Below are 16606 nucleotides of genomic sequence, written 5' to 3' on the forward strand. Positions count from 1 at the left end.
GTCACGTCAGCCCCCAACCATTACAAGATCCGGAGACAACCATGAATGCATCGACCCAGAGCAACGCCCGGCAGATGCGCCGTGTCGTCGTCGCCAGTCTCATCGGCGCCACCATCGAGTGGTATGACTTTTTCCTGTACGGCGTGGTCGCCGGCATTGTGTTCAACAAACTGTATTTCCCCGGCAGCGATCCGCTCGTCTCGACGATGCTCGCCTATGGCACGTTCGCCGTGGGTTTTCTCAGCCGGCCACTGGGCGGGGTCATCTTCGGACACTTCGGCGACAAGCTCGGCCGCAAGAGCATGCTCGTGATGACACTCACCATCATGGGCATCGCCACCATGCTCATCGGGCTGGTGCCGACCTATGCGCAAATCGGTTTGTGGGCGCCGATTCTCCTGCTTCTGCTGCGGGTGCTGCAAGGCATCGGGCTCGGCGGCGAGTGGGGTGGCGCAGTTCTCATGGCGTTCGAATACGCGCCGAAGGAAAAGCGCGGCTACTACGCCAGCATTCCGCAAGTGGGTCTCGCGCTCGGCCTGTGTCTGGCCTCGGGCGTGGTCGCGTTGCTGTCGTACACACTCACCTCGGCACAGTTTCTCTCGTGGGGCTGGCGTCTGGCGTTCTTCCTGTCGGTCGGCCTCGTTGCCATCGGCATGTACATTCGTCTGAACGTGATGGAAACGCCGGAGTTCACGAAGATCAAGAAGGCCGGCACCGAGATCAGGATTCCGATTGCAGAGGTACTCACGCGTAACCCCGGCAACGTGCTGGCCGGTATGGGTGCGCGCTTCATCGACGGCGTGTTCTTCAATATCTTCGGTGTGTTCTCGATCGCCTACCTGACGCAGACACTCAAGCTCTCGCAAACCGAAGCCCTTACCGGGGTGATGGCCGCTGCGTTCGTGATGATCTTCACCATTCCGTTCTTCGGCAAGCTCTCCGACCGCATCGGTCGCACGCGGATCTACTTCTGGGGCTCGCTCGCGACCGGATTGTCGTCGTTTGCCGGGTTCTGGCTGATGAAGGCGAGCGGCGGCAACGTGATGCTCGTGTGGCTGTCCATTGTGATTCCGCTGGGTGTGATCTACGCCTCGATCTACGGACCGGAAGCCGCGCTCTTCTCGGAACTGTTCGACGCCGACGTGCGCTACACCGGTATCTCCTTCGTCTATCAATTCTCGGGGATCTTTGCGAGCGGCCTGAGCCCGATCATCGCCACGTATCTGCTCCAAAAGAACGGCGGCGAGCCGTGGATGATCTGCATCTACGTGCTGTGTGCCGGCCTCATCAGCGCGCTGTCCGCCGCGTGGATCGGCAGCCGCAAGCGCCGCCAGCATATGTGGCACGGGGCCGGTGTGACCGAGCATTGACGACCGATGTTGCCGCATCGGGGTTGATCCAGCCTCGGCGCGCGGCAAGTCGCAAAGGGCGTGTTCCAGACCGGGGCACGCCCTTTTTGATCGCCGGAGTGTTCCCTGCATGACCCGGATCAGTTCGTGAACGGCGCATCTCGTGCGATGATTCGGGGTATCGCCCACGTGCCTCACGCGAACATCCGGCGATGGCCTCGCACGCCGTCGGCACATTTTGCAGTGCAAAGGATTGTCTTCGCCGGGCACGATGAAAGCCTGTTGCCCCCCATCCTCTGGCCCGCGAGACATGATGCAGCGAGACCCGTCGCTAGATGCCGCTATTCCCGACGACGAACCCGATCGTCCGGGGCCCCTCTCGGAAGCGTCCCTGCTGGGCGCACCGTCGACACCCCCCGGCCCGGCGCCGGCAGACGCCGTGCCGCTGCTCATCAGCGTCTATCCGGCGCTCATGGGCATTCTGCTGGGTTACGGTGTACTGGTCGTCGGCAACGGGCTTTTCGCTACCGCCATTCCCTTCCATGCCCTGAAGTACGGTGCGTCGACGTTCACGATCGGCGTGATCCAGTCGTGCTATTACGGCGGCTTTCTGCTGGGCGCGTTCTACAATCGCTCGCTCATCGAGCGCATCGGACAACATCGCGCGTTCGTGGCCTTCACCGCGCTGGCCGCCCTGTTCGTAATGGGCTTCGCCGTGAGCGAAACCACGCTCACGCTCTGCGTGCTGCGGCTCGGCACAGGCTTTGCACTGATGGGCATGTACACGACCGTGGAGAGTTGGCTCAACGGCTCGGTACCCAACACCATGCGCGGGCGCGTGTTCGGCTCTTATCTCACGATCAACTATCTTGCCGTAAGCATCGGGCAGTTCCTGCTCAACATCGGCGAAGCGGGCAGCGAGGGGCAGTTGCTGCTCGTCGCCGGCCTGTTCGTGGCAGCGATTCTGCCCATCACGCTCATGCAAGGCTGGCCAACGCGCGTGGCCGACGAGCGGCTCGTCAGACAACCGGCGATCAGTCTCTTCGACAACGTTGCCGAAATGGCGCGTGCCACGCCCATCGCCATTCCCGGCTGCGTCCTCGCCGGTTTTCTGTACAGCGCGTTCTACGCCATCATGCCGATCTACCTCACCCGCATTGGCCTGTCGATCGGCAGTCTGTCGGCGTTGATGGGCGTGGCGCTCTTTGGCGCGCTGCTCATGCAATGGCCGGTAGGCCGCCTGTCGGATCGCATGGACCGGCGCACGCTGTCGCGGCGTCTTGCCTTTGCCTCGGCTGCGTTCTGCGCGCCGTTAATCTTTTTCCAGGCGCACTGGCTGGTGTTCGTGCTGATGTTCCTGTTCTCCGCCGTCAACTTCACGCAGTACGGACTGATCGTCTCGCATGTGAACGACCGTACGGTGCCCGAGCGACGGGTGGCGGTGAGCGCCACGCTGCTCATCCTCTTCTCGGTCGGCGGCATTCTGGGGCCGATGATCGCGTCTGTGGTCGTGACACTGCTCGGACCGGGCGGCCTTCACGTCTTCAATGTGGTCTGCGCGCTCACGCTCGCCCGGGTCGCGCGACGTGCGCAATTGCTGGCGCCCTGACATACCGCCAACGCCAGCGAATCGCCCCGGGATCTGTCGCTGAGGCTGTCGACGGCGTTGTCGATACGGCGCATCGGGTACGCAGCGAACGGAATTCGATACCGCGCTCGCAAGCGCCGCCCGATCACGCGGCGAAGCCCCATTTTGGTGCCGCGATGCCATTCTCTGGTGCGATGCGTCACAACGCCGGGGGAAAATCGCGGACAATAGCCCCGGCGCCGCCGGGTGCCTTTGAGCACGCTTCTTGCTCACCTATTCTGTACATATCCTTGCTGCCCCCGCGCCCGCCTCTACCATGACCATGATCGATCTCGACGCCCCCGGTTTGCTGCCGCCCCGACTGACCGCGGCCGAAGATGGTCGGCGCATCGTCATTTACGGCGACTTCACGATTTGCAGCGTCTTTCAGCCCGTATTCTCGGTCTCGCACCGACGCGCCATCGGCTATCACGCCTCGCTGCGCGCGCACGACGCCGAAGGGCGGCATGTCCCGTCACATGAAGTCTTCACGTTGGCGGCGCGTCACGGCGACATGCTCGAACTCGGCCGGCTTGCCGAGTCGCTGCATCTGGGTAACTTCTGCGAATTCGACAGCCGCGACGCATGGCTCTTCCTGAGCCTTCATCCGGCCGCACTGATGGACACGGTCTACGGCGACGCGCTCATCGCCACGCTCAAGGCCATTGGGCTATCGCCGCAACGTGTGGTGCTCGAAGTGCCGGAACAAGCGGGGGGCGACACGCCGCGCTTTGGCGCCATTGTCGGCACCTTGCGCAAAGCGGGCTTCCTGATTGCGCTGGGCGGCTTCGGCGCCAAGCATTCGAACATCGACCGGGTATGGGATCTGCGCCCCGACATCGTGGCGCTTGACCGCGGCATTCTCGCGCAGGCGACAGAGCAATCGCATCTGGCGCGCGTGCTGCCGGGTCTCGTGTCGTTGTTGCACGAATCGGGACAACTGGTGATGATGTGCGGCCTCACGACGGATCGCGAAGCGTTGCTCGCGCTGGAGTGCAACGTCGACTTCGTGCAGGGGCAACACTTCGCGGCGCCCGACGTCGACCCCGTGCCGCCCAAGGTCGCGGCCGAGCGCATGGACTCGCTCTCGTCGGCACTGCGCACGCAACTGGTGGAACGCGAGCGCGCCGAGCATGCACGGCTCGCGCCGTACGTGGCGGGGATCGAATCGGCGGCGGCGCGTCTGGCGCAAGGTCAGCCCATCGCACAAGCCACGCACGACCTGCTCTCGCTGCCCGATGCAGCGCGTTGCTTCCTGCTCGACGCGCTCGGACGTCAGATCGGCGACAACGTGCTACCGCACAACCATTCGTCGCAACGCGCCAAGCGCTTCCGTCCGCTGCTGCATTCGGAGGGCGCGAACTGGGCGCGGCGACCGTACTTCATCGAAGCCATGCGCGCGCCCGGCGAAGTGCATTTCACTCCGCCTTACCTATCGATCAACGAGGCCCACCTTTGCGTGACGGCCTCAATTGCCACGCCGGCCAAACAGGGCCTGCACGTGCTCTGCGTCGATATCAACTGGTAAGTCAGGTGGTGGCGCGTTGTACGCGATAGCGCTCGAGCCAGTGCGCATACGGCGCGGGCAACACCCACGACGGGCGCGCCACGTCGAGTTCGCGTGCCGCGTAGTACGGCCAGTGCGGATTCGCCAGTAGCGCGCGACCGATCATCACGAGATCCATCTGGCCGTCGGCCACCACACGGTTCGCTGCGTGCGGATCGTCGATGCCCCACGACGACGCCACGGCAATACCCGCCTCCTGCTTGACGCGCTCGGCGATCGGCGCGAGGAACGCCGAGCCCCACGGGATCTTCGCGGCGGGCGTCGAAAAGCCGACGCTCACGTTCAGCAGGTCGAGACCGCCTTCGCGCATCCGACGCGTCAGCGCGATCGATTCCTTCAGCGTTTCTTCATCGCGGCCGTCGTATTCGATCACGCCGAAACGGGCCGTAAGCGGCAAATGGTCGGGCCACACTTCGCGCACAGCCGCGAGTGTCTCCAGAAGGAAACGGCTGCGACCGGCGAGATCACCGCCGTAGGCGTCGTCGCGATGATTCGCGTGCACCGAGAAGAAGCTCTGGGCCAGATACCCATGGGCAAAGTGCAGTTCCAGCCATTCGAAGCCGGCGGCCAACGCACGACGCGCCGCCGCGACGAAATCTGCCTTGACCCGCGCGATGTCGTCTGACGTCATCGCCTTCGGCACCTTGCCGAGGTGCCCGCCGAAGGGCACCGCCGACGGCGAGATCGTCGGCCAGCCACGCGGATCGTCTTCCGCAATGTGGTCGTCGCCTTCCCACGGGCGGTTGGCGCTTGCCTTGCGCCCCGCATGCGCGATCTGAATACCGGGCACCGCACCGTGCGACTTGATGGCAGACGCAATGCGGGCCATGCCCTGCGCCTGCTCGTCGTTCCACAGCCCCGTGCATCCCGGGGTAATTCGGCCTTCCGGCGACACGGCAGTCGCCTCGACGATGACCAACCCCGCACCGCCACGCGCCAGTCCGGCGTAATGCGCCAGATGCCAATCGTTAGTGACACCGTCGACGGCGCTGTACTGGCACATCGGCGGAATGGCGACGCGGTTGCGCAACTTGACGCTTTTCAGTTCGAACGGGGAAAACAAGGCAGACATGAGGGGGGTTCTCTAAGAAGTCAGGGAAAGCGGCGCACGCTGACGGCGCGGAGCGCGCCCGGCAGCGCTTCGTCATGCTTTACGGCGCCTCGGCCGATGGTGGCCGACACCAGCAATGGTAGTCGCGCATCGCTATAATGAAAACCATCCACACATTATCAAAGCTATAACAGTTCATTATGGTCAATCCGCAATGGCTCAAATCGTTCGCTACGCTCGCCGAGCTGGGTAACTTCACGCGTACCGCCGACCGGCTGGGCCTCACGCAGGCCGCCGTGAGTCAGCATGTGAAGCATCTCGAAGAGGCGTTCGGGCCATTGCTCGTGCGGCGTCCGCGCGCGGTGGAGCTCACGCCCGCCGGACAGGCGCTGCTGACCTATTGTCTGGAGGTCGAATGCGCGGCCCGGCACCTGCGCTCGCGTCTGGACGATGCCAATGAGGAGTGCGGTGTCATCACCCTCATCACGCCGGGCAGCATCGGGCTGTACCTGTGCCCGATTCTGCTCGACATGCAGAAGGCGAATCCGGCGATGGCCGTGCGCCATCGCTTCGCCCCGGACCGCGAGGTGCTCGAAGGCGTTTTGCAGAATCATTTCGAGCTGGGGCTCGTTACCTTGCGCCCGGACGACCCTCGCCTCGCGGCCACACCTTTCACGCAGGAGCCGCTCGAACTGGTGGTTCCGGCGGGCGACGACGTGCACACCTGGGATGACCTGAAACGTATCGGGTACATCGATCATCCCGATGGCGAGGCGATGTCCACGCGCTTGCTTAGCCGGCGCTTTCCGGGCAATCCGGGCGTACAGAGCCTCCCTTGCAAGGGGTGCACGAACCAGATCAGCCTGATCCTCGAATATGTCGCACGCGGTCTCGGGTTCACCATCATTCCGCAATACGCGCGACAGGCGTTTGCCTCGCAGGACGCCATTCGCGTGGTCGACTGCGGGCCGCCGGTGGTCGACACGCTGTGGCTGATTCATCGCGCCGAATGGCCGCTCTCGGCACGCGCGCAACGCGCCGTGGCGCTGCTGCGCGAACGTGTCGACGCGCCGCGGCCACAAGCGTTTGGCGACGGACAAGTCTTGCAGCGAATGGCAACATAAGCCCTCGGGGTACGCCGCCACGCTGGCAGAATTTGCGGCATCACTGTCATTGCGAGCCTTCTATGCGAATCGGTACGCTGTGCCCTTTGCCTTCGACAGCCTCGCCATGCGTCTCTTTCGCCCGCTCGCTCTCCTTTGTCTGCTGATCGCACAGGTCGCGGTATCGAGCGCCGGCCCGCTCGCCACGCCCAGCGACGAGCCCGCACAAGCGCGTCAGGCGTTGCTCGACGCCTTGGCAACGCGTCCGCGTGATCCGGTCATCGCCATCCTCGCCTTGAACGAGGGCACCGAGACGACCGATTTTCTCGTGCCCTACGGCGTACTCAGACAGGCGCGCGCCGGGCAAGTCGAAGCGGTCGCCGTACAAGCAGGCGACGTCACCCTTATGCCTGCCTTGCGCATCGTGCCGGACACCACGCTTGCCGCCTTCGACGCGCGCCACCCGCGCGGCGCCGATATCGTGATCGTGCCCGCGATGCACGACGAGCGCGACCCTCGCGTGCTCCAGTGGTTGCAGCGGCAGGCGGCGCAGGGGGCGTTGATCGTCGGCATCTGCTCGGGTGCGCGGGTGCTGAGTCAGGCGGGTCTGCTCAAGGGCCGCCGGTTCACAGGACACTGGTTTGACCGCGACGATTTGCGCAGCGCCAATCCCACCGGACGCTATGTGGCCAACGTTCGCTTTCTGCATGACGATGGCATCGTCACGACGACGGGCGTGAGCGCTTCGCTGCCGCTCGCCCTCACACTGGTCGAGGGCATTGCCGGGCAGGCGCGCGCCATCGAGGTCGCAGAAGCGCTGGGAGTGACCGACGCGTCGGCAGGGCATACCAGCGCCGGGTTTGCGTTGAGCGCGCCGCGCCTCTGGACGATAGCGAGCAACTGGCTCGCGTTCTGGCGGCATGAAACGCTTGCCATCCCGGTGAGCGACGGTGTCGACGATGTCTCTCTCGCGCTCGTCTCGGACGCCTGGTCACGCACATGGCGCAGTCAGGCGTATGCGGTGGCGTCGCCAACGTCTTCAGGTCACATCACACTCGCCAGCGGGTTGCAACTCGTCACACAAGACCGACAGGCATTGCGTTCCGCGCACATCGTAAAACTCCCGCCAGACACCACGGCGATGGCGCGCTTCACACAAACGCTCGATGCTATCGGGCAGCGATATGGGCAGGCTGAACGCGACATCGTAACGCTCGCATTGGAATACGCCGACGCGTCACGATGAAGCGAACGGGCGGGACGCCGACAAGTGCTACGCGGTCAGGCGGTACTGCGACACGGGGGTGCCGAACGTGTCTCGAAACGCCCGCTGAAAAGCGTCGACGCTACGAAATCCGCTGCGCTGCGCGATGCGCTCCTGAGTCCACCCGGTCTGGCGTAACAGCGACGCCGCGAAATGCACCCGGGCGCGTACGACATATCGCGCGGGCGAGATTCCGGTGTCACGGGAAAACGCGCGGGAGAAGTTGCGCGGGCTCATGCGGGCCACGGCGGCCAGCGCTTCGACACTCAGATCGGCGTCGAGATGACTCTCGATCCACGCGATCACGTCGCGCACCGGCGATGTTGCGCCCTGCTGCAATGCGAGCGAACGGCTCACCTGCGACTCCGCGCCACCACGCAGCACGAACAACGCCAGATCGCGCGCGATATCCATCGCGACAGCCCGGCCGAGATCGGCCTCGATCATGCCGAGCGCCATATCGATACCCGTGGTCACGCCCCCCGACGTCCACACGTTGCCGTCGCGTACGAACACCCGGTCGCGCTGCACGTCGGTCGCCGTGCACATCGACGCCAGCAAATCACATGCGCGCCAATGGGTCGTCGACTGGCGCGAATCCAGCAGCCCCGCCGCCATCAGCACGAAGGCGCCGGTGCATACGCTTGAGACGCGTCGCGCGCGCGCAGCCGCCTGTGCAACCCATTGGGCGGCGCCACCGTCGACTACGGCTTGGCGCAACGCCGCTTCTTCCCCGCCGGCAACGATGATCGTATCGATATTCCGCGAGTCACCGAGTGCCCGTAGCGGCGTAGTGTTGGCGATAGCGAGGCCGGCACTTGTATTGACGTTGCCGCCGTACGGCGACACAACGCTCAGACGGTAGGCGCCCGGCACGGCAAGCGATGCCTTGGCGAAGACGCTGGCCGGGCCAGTGACATCGATGGCCTCCACGCCCTCGAATGCGACGATGACGATATGACGGCCGACCGGATCGGCGTCCGAAGATAGAACGTAGGCTGACACGCTTTGCCCCGCAGGTTCGGCACGAATCCCGCTGGACATTCGCGCGCATTCCCGAATTAGGACGGGCTACGCGGCCCGCCGGCTGGCGTGCATTGTAGCCCTTGCATGTGAGGGGCTGCACGCCTCCCGGGCGTAGTGAGTGAGCGTTATGGCTCTCGGACGGTGAGCCAGCCGAAGGGCTATCGCGCTGCCTGCGTGAACTTGTTGAACGACGTATCGAACAGGCCCCGCACGTCGAAGCTCTTGGTCAGCGTGCCGGTCTTCACAAAATCGTCCACACTCTTCTGCGCCTCGGCGATGGCGCTGTCCGTCAGCGGCTCATAGCGAATGCGCGACGTGCTGAACCACTGATGCGCCAGCTTGGGATCGACGCGCGACTTGGCGGCCCAGACATCGGCATAGCGCTCGATATGCCGCGAGTCCGCCAGCGACCACTCACGCGCGCGCTGATACCGCTGAACGAAGTCGCCCAGCAATTCGCGCTTGGCATCGATGACCTTCTGCGTTGTGGACAGATAACTCTGCGCCGCGATCAGGCCGCGCGCCGTCACCACCGTGCGAGCGCCCGCCTCGCGCAAGCGCGTGACGTAAGGCTCCCAGGTCGCCGTCGCATCCACCTTCCCCGCCTGCAACGCCGCCGCCGAATCCACGGACGCGAGATACGAGTACTTCACCGAGTCGAGCGGCAACCCGGCCGACGTCAGCGCCGCCTGCACCAGTTGCTGCGACCAGCCGCCGCGAGTGATTGCCACCGTCTTGCCCTTCAGGTCGGCCACAGTCTTGATCTGCGTATGAGGGCCGGCGAGCAGCACCACACTGTCGGGACTGTCCCGATAAATGCCGATGACTTTGACGGGCGCGCCCTGCGCCGCGAGGAACAACACCGGGCCGTCGCCTTGCAGACCGATATCGAGCGCGCCCGCGTTGACCGCCTCAATCACGGGCGTGCCCGCCGGGAACTGCTTCCATGCAACGGTGTAGGGCGCGTCGCGCAACGCGCCCGACGCCTCGAAGAGACTCTGCGCGTTGTACGCCTGATCGCCAACAACCAACACCGGCTTGTCTGCCGCCTTGCTGCCGAACGGCAGGATCGCCGCGACACTCAGCGCAACCGCCGTGGCGCGACGCAGACGCGCACGCCAGATAGGCCAGCGCTCGCGCAAACGGCTGCGCAGGTCGCGCTTTGCCGAGCGTGCAAGCGTCGCCTGCAACATCGCGGCGCGCGACGGCGCAGATACATAGAGGCCAAAGGCAATCGCAGACGCGGCGATGAATGCATCGATCACCGGGTTCACCACCGGCGCGGTAGAGGAAGCAGATGTCTTCATGTCGTGATGCCACACCGGAGCGCGGCCGAAAAGGAATCGGACGTGTCAGTCTAGGCAACGCCGCTCGCGTTCCCAACCATCGATTGGTGCGTTTCATAGCAGGTGCGCCACCGGTTTGCTTATGCAGGTTTGCTTATCGAATTTCGTTGTTTGCCCCGGAACGTGGCGCTCCCGTATGGTGATCGTCTACCGAAATCGAACGAGAGCTACGTCATGAGCCAACCTGCCCGCAAGCTCCGGCTGGGCGCCTACATGTCGGGGTCCGGCGTGCAGGGCGATAGCTGGCGCCACCCCGACACGGACACCGACGCCTATTCGCAATTCGCGCGGTACCGGCATTACGCCCAAGAACTGGAGCGCGGCTGCTTCGACGCCCTGTTCTTCTTCGACAACCTCTTCATGTCGACCGACCCGGTGTCGCTCGCCCATAGCCCCGGTGCACCGCGCTGGGACCCGGTCGTGCTGCTCGCCGGTCTGGCCGGCGCAACGCAGCATATCGGTCTGGTGGCATCAGTGAGCACCACGTACAGCGAACCCTACAACGTGGCGCGCGCGTTCGCCTCGCTCGATCACCTCTCGGGCGGTCGTGCCGGCTGGAATCTGGTGACGTCGACAGGCGGAGGAGAGAACTTCAATCGCGACGATCATGTCGATCATGCCGTGCGGTACGAGCGTGCGAACGAGTTCTACGATGTGGTGACCGGCCTCTGGGACAGCCACGCGGACGACGCCTTTCCCCGCGACAAAGCCACAGGTCAATGGGCCGACCCGACCCGCATTCGCACGCTCGATCATCGCGGCAAGCACTTCCGCGTGCGCGGCCCGCTCAGCGCGCCGCGCCCCGTGCAGGGATGGCCGGTAATCGCACAGGCCGGCTCAAGCGAAGCCGGCCGCGAACTGGCCGCGCGGGCGGGCGAATTGCTTTACACCGCCGCACAAGACATCGACGACGCGCGCGCGTTCTACACCGATGTGAAGACGCGGGCCTTGAAGTACGGCCGGCGCCCCGAACACATCTTCATTCTGCCGGGGGTATCGCCCATCGTTGGCCGCACGCAGGCCGAGGCTGAAGACATCTACGACGCCCTGCTCGCGCATCGCGATCCCGCCGTCGTGCTGCATTCGCTGACGAACTACGCGAGTCTAGGCATCGATCTCGGCAGTCTGCCGCTCGACGCGAAAGTCCCCCTACCCGAACAGGTGCCGGAGACTAACTCGCACAAGAGCCGTCAGAAGTTGCTGGTGGACTGGATCCGGCGCGAACAGCCAAGCGTGCGCGAGCTTTATACGCGCTTCACCGGCGGCGGACATCGCGTGCTGGTCGGCACGCCGGCATCGATCGCCGACGACTTCCAGCACTGGTTCGAGACGGGCGCGGCCGACGGCTTCAACATCATGTTCCCGAGCGCGCCCGTGGGCATTACGTCGTTCGTGGATCTGGTGGTGCCGGAGTTGCAGCGGCGCGGTCTTTTCCGGACTCGCTACGAAGGCCGCACCTTCCGCGAAAATCTTGGCGTGCCGGCCGTTCCCAACCGGCACTTCCCGCCGCGCGATGCGTCGTCGGCACCGGATACTCACAATCACAACGCGACGGCCATCTCATCGGCTCACGCGGCGGCAACGACAGCGGCAATCGCCTGACCCACCTCGGTCGTGTTCGCTTGCCCGCCCATATCGCCGGTGCGCGGGCCGTGCTTGATGACCTGCGTGATCGCTGCGAGGATCGCGTCGTGGGCGTCACGCGCGCGGCCTTCGCCGCCGCCGAGGTGGTCGAGCATCATGGCGGCGGTCCAGATCATGCCGATCGGGTTGGCGATGTTCTTGCCCGCAATGTCCGGGGCCGAGCCATGCACCGGTTCGAACAGCGACGGGAACTTGCCCTCCGGATTCAGGTTGCCCGACGGCGCAATGCCGATGGTGCCCGTACAAGCGGGCCCCAGATCCGACAGAATGTCGCCGAATAGATTCGATGCGACCACCACGTCGAAGCGATCCGGATTCAGCACGAAGCGCGCGCACAGAATGTCGATGTGCTGCTTGTCCCACGTAATGTCCGGATACTTCGCAGCCGTCTCGGCAGCACGCTTGTCCCACCAGGGCATCGAAATCGAGATGCCGTTGCTTTTGGTCGCCACCGTCACATGCTTGCGCTTGCGCTGTTGGGCGAGATCGAACGCGAACTTCAGCACACGCTCCGTGCCGTGACGCGTGAAGACCGACTCCTGCACGACGAACTCGCGTTCCGTGCCTTCGAACATCACGCCCCCGACCGACGAGTACTCGCCTTCGGTGTTCTCACGCACGATCATGAAGTCGATGTCGCCCGCCTTACGCCCGGCGAGCGGTGACGGCACGCCGTCAAACAACCGCGCCGGACGCAGGTTGATGTACTGATCGAATTCGCGACGGAACTTGAGCAGCGAGCCCCACAACGAGATGTGATCGGGCACGGTCTCGGGCCAGCCCACTGCGCCGAACAGAATCGCGTCGACGCCATCGAGCTGCTGCTTCCAGTCGTCCGGCATCATCTGGCCATGCTCGACGTAGTAGTCGCAGCTCGCCCATTCAATGTGCAGGTACTCGACGGGAATGCCGAAGCGCTTGCTCGCGGCGTCGAGCACGCGCAAACCTTCGGGCATCACCTCCTTGCCGATACCGTCGCCCGGAATCACGGCGATCTTGAACGGACGCTGGGCGCGTTGGGACATGTCGGTCATGGTCTGTCTCTCCTGATGTTTGGACGATGGCGTTAGGTTATTCCATTCCAACGCGGATAAAATCCCCCAATCGGTTAATCCACTATCCACGAATCGTGAATAAACCTCTGCCCGTTAATCCGAATCTCGACGATCTGCGCGTGTTCTGTCAGGTCGCCCGCCGCGCCAGCTTCTCGGCGGCTGCCGAAGCGCTGGGGGTTTCGCCTGCCTATGTGAGCAAACGTGTCGGTATGCTCGAAGCCGATCTCGGCACGCGTTTGCTGCACCGCTCAACGCGGCGTGTGGCGATTACCGACGCCGGCGAACGGGTCTACGCCTGGGCCGAGAAGATTCTCGACGACGTGAATCACCTGATGGAGGACGTATCGAGTACGCGGCAGGTGCCGCGCGGCACGTTGCGGGTGTCGAGCAGCTTCGGCTTCGGACGCCATGTCGTGGCACCGGCCATGTCGCGACTGCGGACGTTGCATCCGCAGCTCAATGTGCGGCTGGACCTGTTCGACCGGATCGTCGACGTGGCGGCCGAGGGCTACGACCTCGACGTACGCATTGGCGACGACATTGCGCCGCATCTCATCGCACGCAAGCTTGCCGACAATCATCGCGTGCTATGTGCTTCGAGCGCCTATCTCGACGCGCATGGCACGCCGCGTCAGTTGAGCGATCTGGCCGGGCATGCGTGCATCGTCATCAAAGAGCGCGATCACCCGTTCGGTATGTGGCGGTTGCAACAGCGCGGCGAGGCGGTGTCGCTCAAGGTGACGGGTCCCCTCTCCACTAATCACGGCGAAGTGGCCGTGCAATGGGCGCTCGACGGACAGGGGATCGTGCTGCGTTCGATGTGGGATGTGGGGGCGCTCATCGCGCGGGGCGATCTGGTGCAGGTACTGCCCGAGGTCACGCAACCGGCCAATGTCTGGGCGGTATATCCGTCTCGCGTGGCGTCGTCCGCCAAGGTGCGCGCCTGCGTGGAATTTCTCGCGGGAGAGTTCCAGACGCAGGCGTAGTCCGAGCAACGCCCCGCCTGAAGCGAGGCGCTATCGAACTTACTGAAGCGTGAACGTGGCCTGTTCGACGTGCTGCGAATCGAGCCCGATCTGCACGTTGAAGTCACCGGGTTCGGCCGCGTACTGAAGCTTTGCGTTGTAGAACTTCAGCAGGCTTTCGTCGATGGCGAAGTGCACGGTGCGCGACTCGCCCGGCTTGAGGCTGACCTTCTCGAAGCCCTTCAGCTCCTTGACGGGACGCACCACGGACGCCGCGACATCTTGCAAATAAAGCTGCACCACCGTCTCCCCTTCGTGCTTGCCCGTGTTACGCACGGTCACGCTCGCATCGAGTTTGCCGCCGCGCCCCAGTGTCTTGTCCGAGAGCGTCACCTTCGACACGTTGAACGTGGTGTAACTCAGACCGTAGCCGAAGGCGTACAACGGGCCGGAGTCTTCTTCGAAGTATTGGGACGTGTAATTTGCAGGCTTGCCCGGCGTAAACGGCCGGCCGATGCGCAACTGGTTGTAGTACGTCGGAATCTGACCGACCGAGCGCGGGAACGAGATCGGCAGCTTGCCCGACGGGTTGTAGTCGCCAAACAGCACGTCGGCAATCGCATGACCGCCTTCGGTGCCCGCGTACCAAGTCTCGAGCATGGCGTCTGCGTTGGCTTTCTCCCAGTTCAGATCGAGCGGACGTCCATTCATCAGCACCACGACGAGCGGCTTGCCGGTGGCTTTGAGCGCCTGCAACAGCGCCAGTTGGCTGCCCGGCAGCGACAGGCTCGTGCGGCTCGACGCCTCATGCGACATGCCGCGCGATTCGCCCACCGCCACGATCAGCGTGTCGGCGTGGCGCGCAACCTGCACGGCTTCGTCGATCATCTGTTGCGGCGTGCGCTTGTCCTGCACGACTTCCGGATTGTCCCAGTCGAGGAAGTTGAGGTACTCGACTACGCGCGGCTCGTCGGTAATGTTTGCGCCCCGCGCATAGCTCACCTGCGCCTGCGTGCCGAGGGCATCGCGCACACCTTGCAACAGCGTGACGGCCTGCGTCGACTTGCCCGCCGCCGACCAGCTACCCATAACGTCGATCTTCGCGTCGGCGAGCGGCCCGATCACAGCGACCTTGCCGGCCTTGCGAAGCGGTAGCGTGTCGTGCCGGTTTTCCAGCAGAACGAGGGACTTGCGTGCGGCGTCGCGTGCGGCCTCGCGATGCAGGCGGCTTTCGGCATTCACGTCCTTCGGGTCCTGCGCGGCGTTACCGATGCGGCGATATGGATCGGCAAACAGGCCCATGTCGTACTTCGCGCCGAGCACTTCGCGCACGGCGCTGTCGATGTCGCGCATCGGCACGTCGCCGGACTTCACGAGATCGGGCAATTGCTTGAGATACTGCACGTCGGCCATGCTCATGTCGACGCCCGCCTCGATGGCAAGCTTCGCCGCCTCACGGCCGTCCTTTGCCACGCCGTGGCGCATCAACTCTTCAATGGCGCCGTGATCGCTCACGGTCACGCCCTTGAAGCCCCATTGGTCGCGCAACAGGTCGCGCAGCAGCCATTTGTTCGACGTGGCCGGCGTGCCGTTGATCGAATTCAGCGCGATCATCACGCCACCGGCCCCTGCGTCGATGCCGGCCCGATAGGGCGGCAGATAGTCCTGGTACATGCGCATCAGGCTCATGTCCACGACGTTGTAATCGCGTCCGCCCTCGACTGCGCCGTACAGCGCGAAGTGCTTGACGAAGGCCATCAGACTGTCGGGGTTCGCGGGCGACGTGCCCTGAAACCCCTGCACGCTGGCGCGCGCGCTCTGCGACACCAGATAGGGGTCTTCACCGAAGCCTTCCGACGTACGGCCCCAACGCGGGTCGCGCGAAATGTCGACCATTGGTGCGAAGGTGGCGTCCAGCCCATCGGCACTCGCTTCGATGGCGGCCACACGGGCCGCCTGCTTCACGACCGACATATCCCAGCTCGACGCGAGCCCGAGGCTGATCGGGAACACGGTACGATGCCCGTGCACAATGTCGTAAGCGAAGAAGATGGGAATCTTCAGGCGGCTTTGCTTGACGGCGGCGTCCTGCAACGGGCGGTTATCTTCGCGCGTGACCGAGTTGAACGTACCGCCCACACGGCCGGCGGCAATCTCCTTGATCAGCATTGGCTGCGGCATATCCGAGCCAATGCTGATCAGGCGCAACTGGCCGATCTTCTCGTCGAGCGTCATGCGCGCGATGAGATCGTCGATAAACGCCTGTTTGGCGGCGGGAGACGGCATGGCGACCGGGGCATCGCCCGTCGCATTGTTGTTTGGGCCGGAAGGCGCGCCGGCAAAGGCCGGCGCCGCAACGAGACTGGCGGCAAGCGCCAGCGCGGAGAACATTCTCATGTGATAGCGATCCAATGTGGCGCGGCGGTGGGATGCCGATGGTTGCCTGCGGCAGCACCCCGTCGTTTCAATTGGCGTTACCCGGCCCGGAGAATCGATCCGGACGCGTAACAGCGAATTAGGCGAAGTGCGATACTTTGCCACAATTGATATCTTCGAAGCGATTCTGCCCCGGTTTTCGCGCAGATCACTGCGTAACGAGACGCTCACGG

At 64.2% G+C, this 16606-nt stretch carries 12 protein-coding genes; 7 read left to right on the top strand and 5 right to left on the bottom strand.

The annotated features are described in order from the left end of the window. Positions 1-41 precede the first annotated feature (41 nt). The 3 genes from AT395_RS21415 (at position 42) to AT395_RS21425 (ending at position 4504) form a co-directional block, all read left to right on the top strand. Complete coding sequence (locus tag AT395_RS21415; protein WP_042114498.1) at positions 42-1370, top strand: MFS transporter; 1329 nt, start codon at positions 42-44, stop codon at positions 1368-1370. A 289-nt stretch (positions 1371-1659) separates the two neighbouring features. Next, positions 1660-2958, top strand: a complete 1299-nt coding sequence (locus AT395_RS21420) for an MFS transporter (RefSeq protein WP_048628676.1) — start codon at positions 1660-1662, stop codon at positions 2956-2958. A 295-nt stretch (positions 2959-3253) separates the two neighbouring features. Then, a complete protein-coding gene (locus tag AT395_RS21425) occupies positions 3254-4504 on the top strand; it encodes an EAL domain-containing protein (RefSeq protein ID WP_042114496.1) in 1251 nt (416 codons plus the stop codon). Position 4505: 1 nt separating this feature from the next. Here the strand turns inward: AT395_RS21425 and AT395_RS21430 are convergent, their stop codons facing one another. Continuing rightward, positions 4506-5615, bottom strand: a complete 1110-nt coding sequence (locus tag AT395_RS21430) for an NADH:flavin oxidoreductase/NADH oxidase (RefSeq protein ID WP_048628675.1) — start codon at positions 5613-5615, stop codon at positions 4506-4508. Positions 5616-5794: 179 nt separating this feature from the next. On the opposite strand from AT395_RS21430, the gene AT395_RS21435 reads away from it, so the two are divergent. Further along, on the top strand, positions 5795-6718 hold the full coding sequence (locus tag AT395_RS21435; RefSeq protein ID WP_042114492.1) for a LysR family transcriptional regulator: 924 nt from the start codon (positions 5795-5797) through the stop codon (positions 6716-6718). Between the two features lie 106 nt (positions 6719-6824). Continuing rightward, positions 6825-7943 (top strand): DJ-1/PfpI family protein, encoded by a 1119-nt coding sequence (locus AT395_RS21440; RefSeq protein ID WP_058375250.1) that lies wholly within the window; start codon positions 6825-6827, stop codon positions 7941-7943. 27 nt (positions 7944-7970) lie between these two features. Here AT395_RS21440 and AT395_RS21445 read toward each other — a convergent pair whose 3' ends face one another. Together AT395_RS21445 and AT395_RS21450 are read right to left on the bottom strand one after the other, a co-directional pair. After that, a complete protein-coding gene (locus tag AT395_RS21445; RefSeq protein WP_082117771.1) occupies positions 7971-9005 on the bottom strand; it encodes a GlxA family transcriptional regulator in 1035 nt (344 codons plus the stop codon). A gap of 140 nt (positions 9006-9145) precedes the next feature. Further along, positions 9146-10294: an ABC transporter substrate-binding protein gene (locus AT395_RS21450; RefSeq protein WP_052765490.1), complete on the bottom strand. Its 1149-nt coding sequence runs from the start codon at positions 10292-10294 to the stop codon at positions 9146-9148. A 213-nt stretch (positions 10295-10507) separates the two neighbouring features. Between AT395_RS21450 and AT395_RS21455 the strand changes: the two genes are divergently transcribed. Further along, a complete protein-coding gene (locus tag AT395_RS21455) occupies positions 10508-11935 on the top strand; it encodes an LLM class flavin-dependent oxidoreductase (RefSeq protein ID WP_072632897.1) in 1428 nt (475 codons plus the stop codon). Here AT395_RS21455 and AT395_RS21460 read toward each other — a convergent pair. Beyond that, positions 11902-13011 carry a tartrate dehydrogenase gene (locus AT395_RS21460; protein ID WP_162597716.1) on the bottom strand — a complete coding sequence of 370 codons (1110 nt, stop codon included), beginning with the start codon at positions 13009-13011 and terminating at the stop codon, positions 11902-11904. The genes AT395_RS21455 and AT395_RS21460 overlap by 34 nt on opposite strands. 107 nt (positions 13012-13118) lie before the next feature. Here AT395_RS21460 and AT395_RS21465 point away from each other — a divergent pair, with 107 nt between their 5' ends. After that, entirely contained in the window at positions 13119-14018 is a 900-nt protein-coding gene (locus AT395_RS21465) for a LysR family transcriptional regulator (protein ID WP_094068655.1), read from the top strand. Between the two features lie 39 nt (positions 14019-14057). Here AT395_RS21465 and bglX read toward each other — a convergent pair whose 3' ends face one another. Continuing rightward, positions 14058-16388 (bottom strand): beta-glucosidase BglX, encoded by a 2331-nt coding sequence (gene bglX, locus AT395_RS21470; protein ID WP_048628673.1) that lies wholly within the window; start codon positions 16386-16388, stop codon positions 14058-14060. Between the last annotated feature and the right edge of the window lie 218 nt (positions 16389-16606).

This window comes from Pandoraea apista, assembly GCF_001465595.2.
Taxonomy (GTDB): domain Bacteria; phylum Pseudomonadota; class Gammaproteobacteria; order Burkholderiales; family Burkholderiaceae; genus Pandoraea; species Pandoraea apista.

Excerpts from the sequence above, each read along its gene's own strand:
- AT395_RS21435 (WP_042114492.1), top strand. The coding sequence starts at position 5,795 with ATGGTCAATCCGCAATGGCTCAAATCGTTCGCTACGCTCGCCGAGCTG.
- AT395_RS21450 (WP_052765490.1), bottom strand. The coding sequence starts at position 10,294 with ATGAAGACATCTGCTTCCTCTACCGCGCCGGTGGTGAACCCGGTGATC.
- AT395_RS21420 (WP_048628676.1), top strand. The coding sequence starts at position 1,660 with ATGATGCAGCGAGACCCGTCGCTAGATGCCGCTATTCCCGACGACGAA.
- bglX (WP_048628673.1), bottom strand. The coding sequence starts at position 16,388 with ATGTTCTCCGCGCTGGCGCTTGCCGCCAGTCTCGTTGCGGCGCCGGCC.
- AT395_RS21455 (WP_072632897.1), top strand. The coding sequence starts at position 10,508 with ATGAGCCAACCTGCCCGCAAGCTCCGGCTGGGCGCCTACATGTCGGGG.
- AT395_RS21440 (WP_058375250.1), top strand. The coding sequence starts at position 6,825 with ATGCGTCTCTTTCGCCCGCTCGCTCTCCTTTGTCTGCTGATCGCACAG.
- AT395_RS21460 (WP_162597716.1), bottom strand. The coding sequence starts at position 13,011 with ATGACCGACATGTCCCAACGCGCCCAGCGTCCGTTCAAGATCGCCGTG.
- AT395_RS21430 (WP_048628675.1), bottom strand. The coding sequence starts at position 5,615 with ATGTCTGCCTTGTTTTCCCCGTTCGAACTGAAAAGCGTCAAGTTGCGC.
- AT395_RS21445 (WP_082117771.1), bottom strand. The coding sequence starts at position 9,005 with ATGTCCAGCGGGATTCGTGCCGAACCTGCGGGGCAAAGCGTGTCAGCC.
- AT395_RS21425 (WP_042114496.1), top strand. The coding sequence starts at position 3,254 with ATGACCATGATCGATCTCGACGCCCCCGGTTTGCTGCCGCCCCGACTG.
- AT395_RS21415 (WP_042114498.1), top strand. The coding sequence starts at position 42 with ATGAATGCATCGACCCAGAGCAACGCCCGGCAGATGCGCCGTGTCGTC.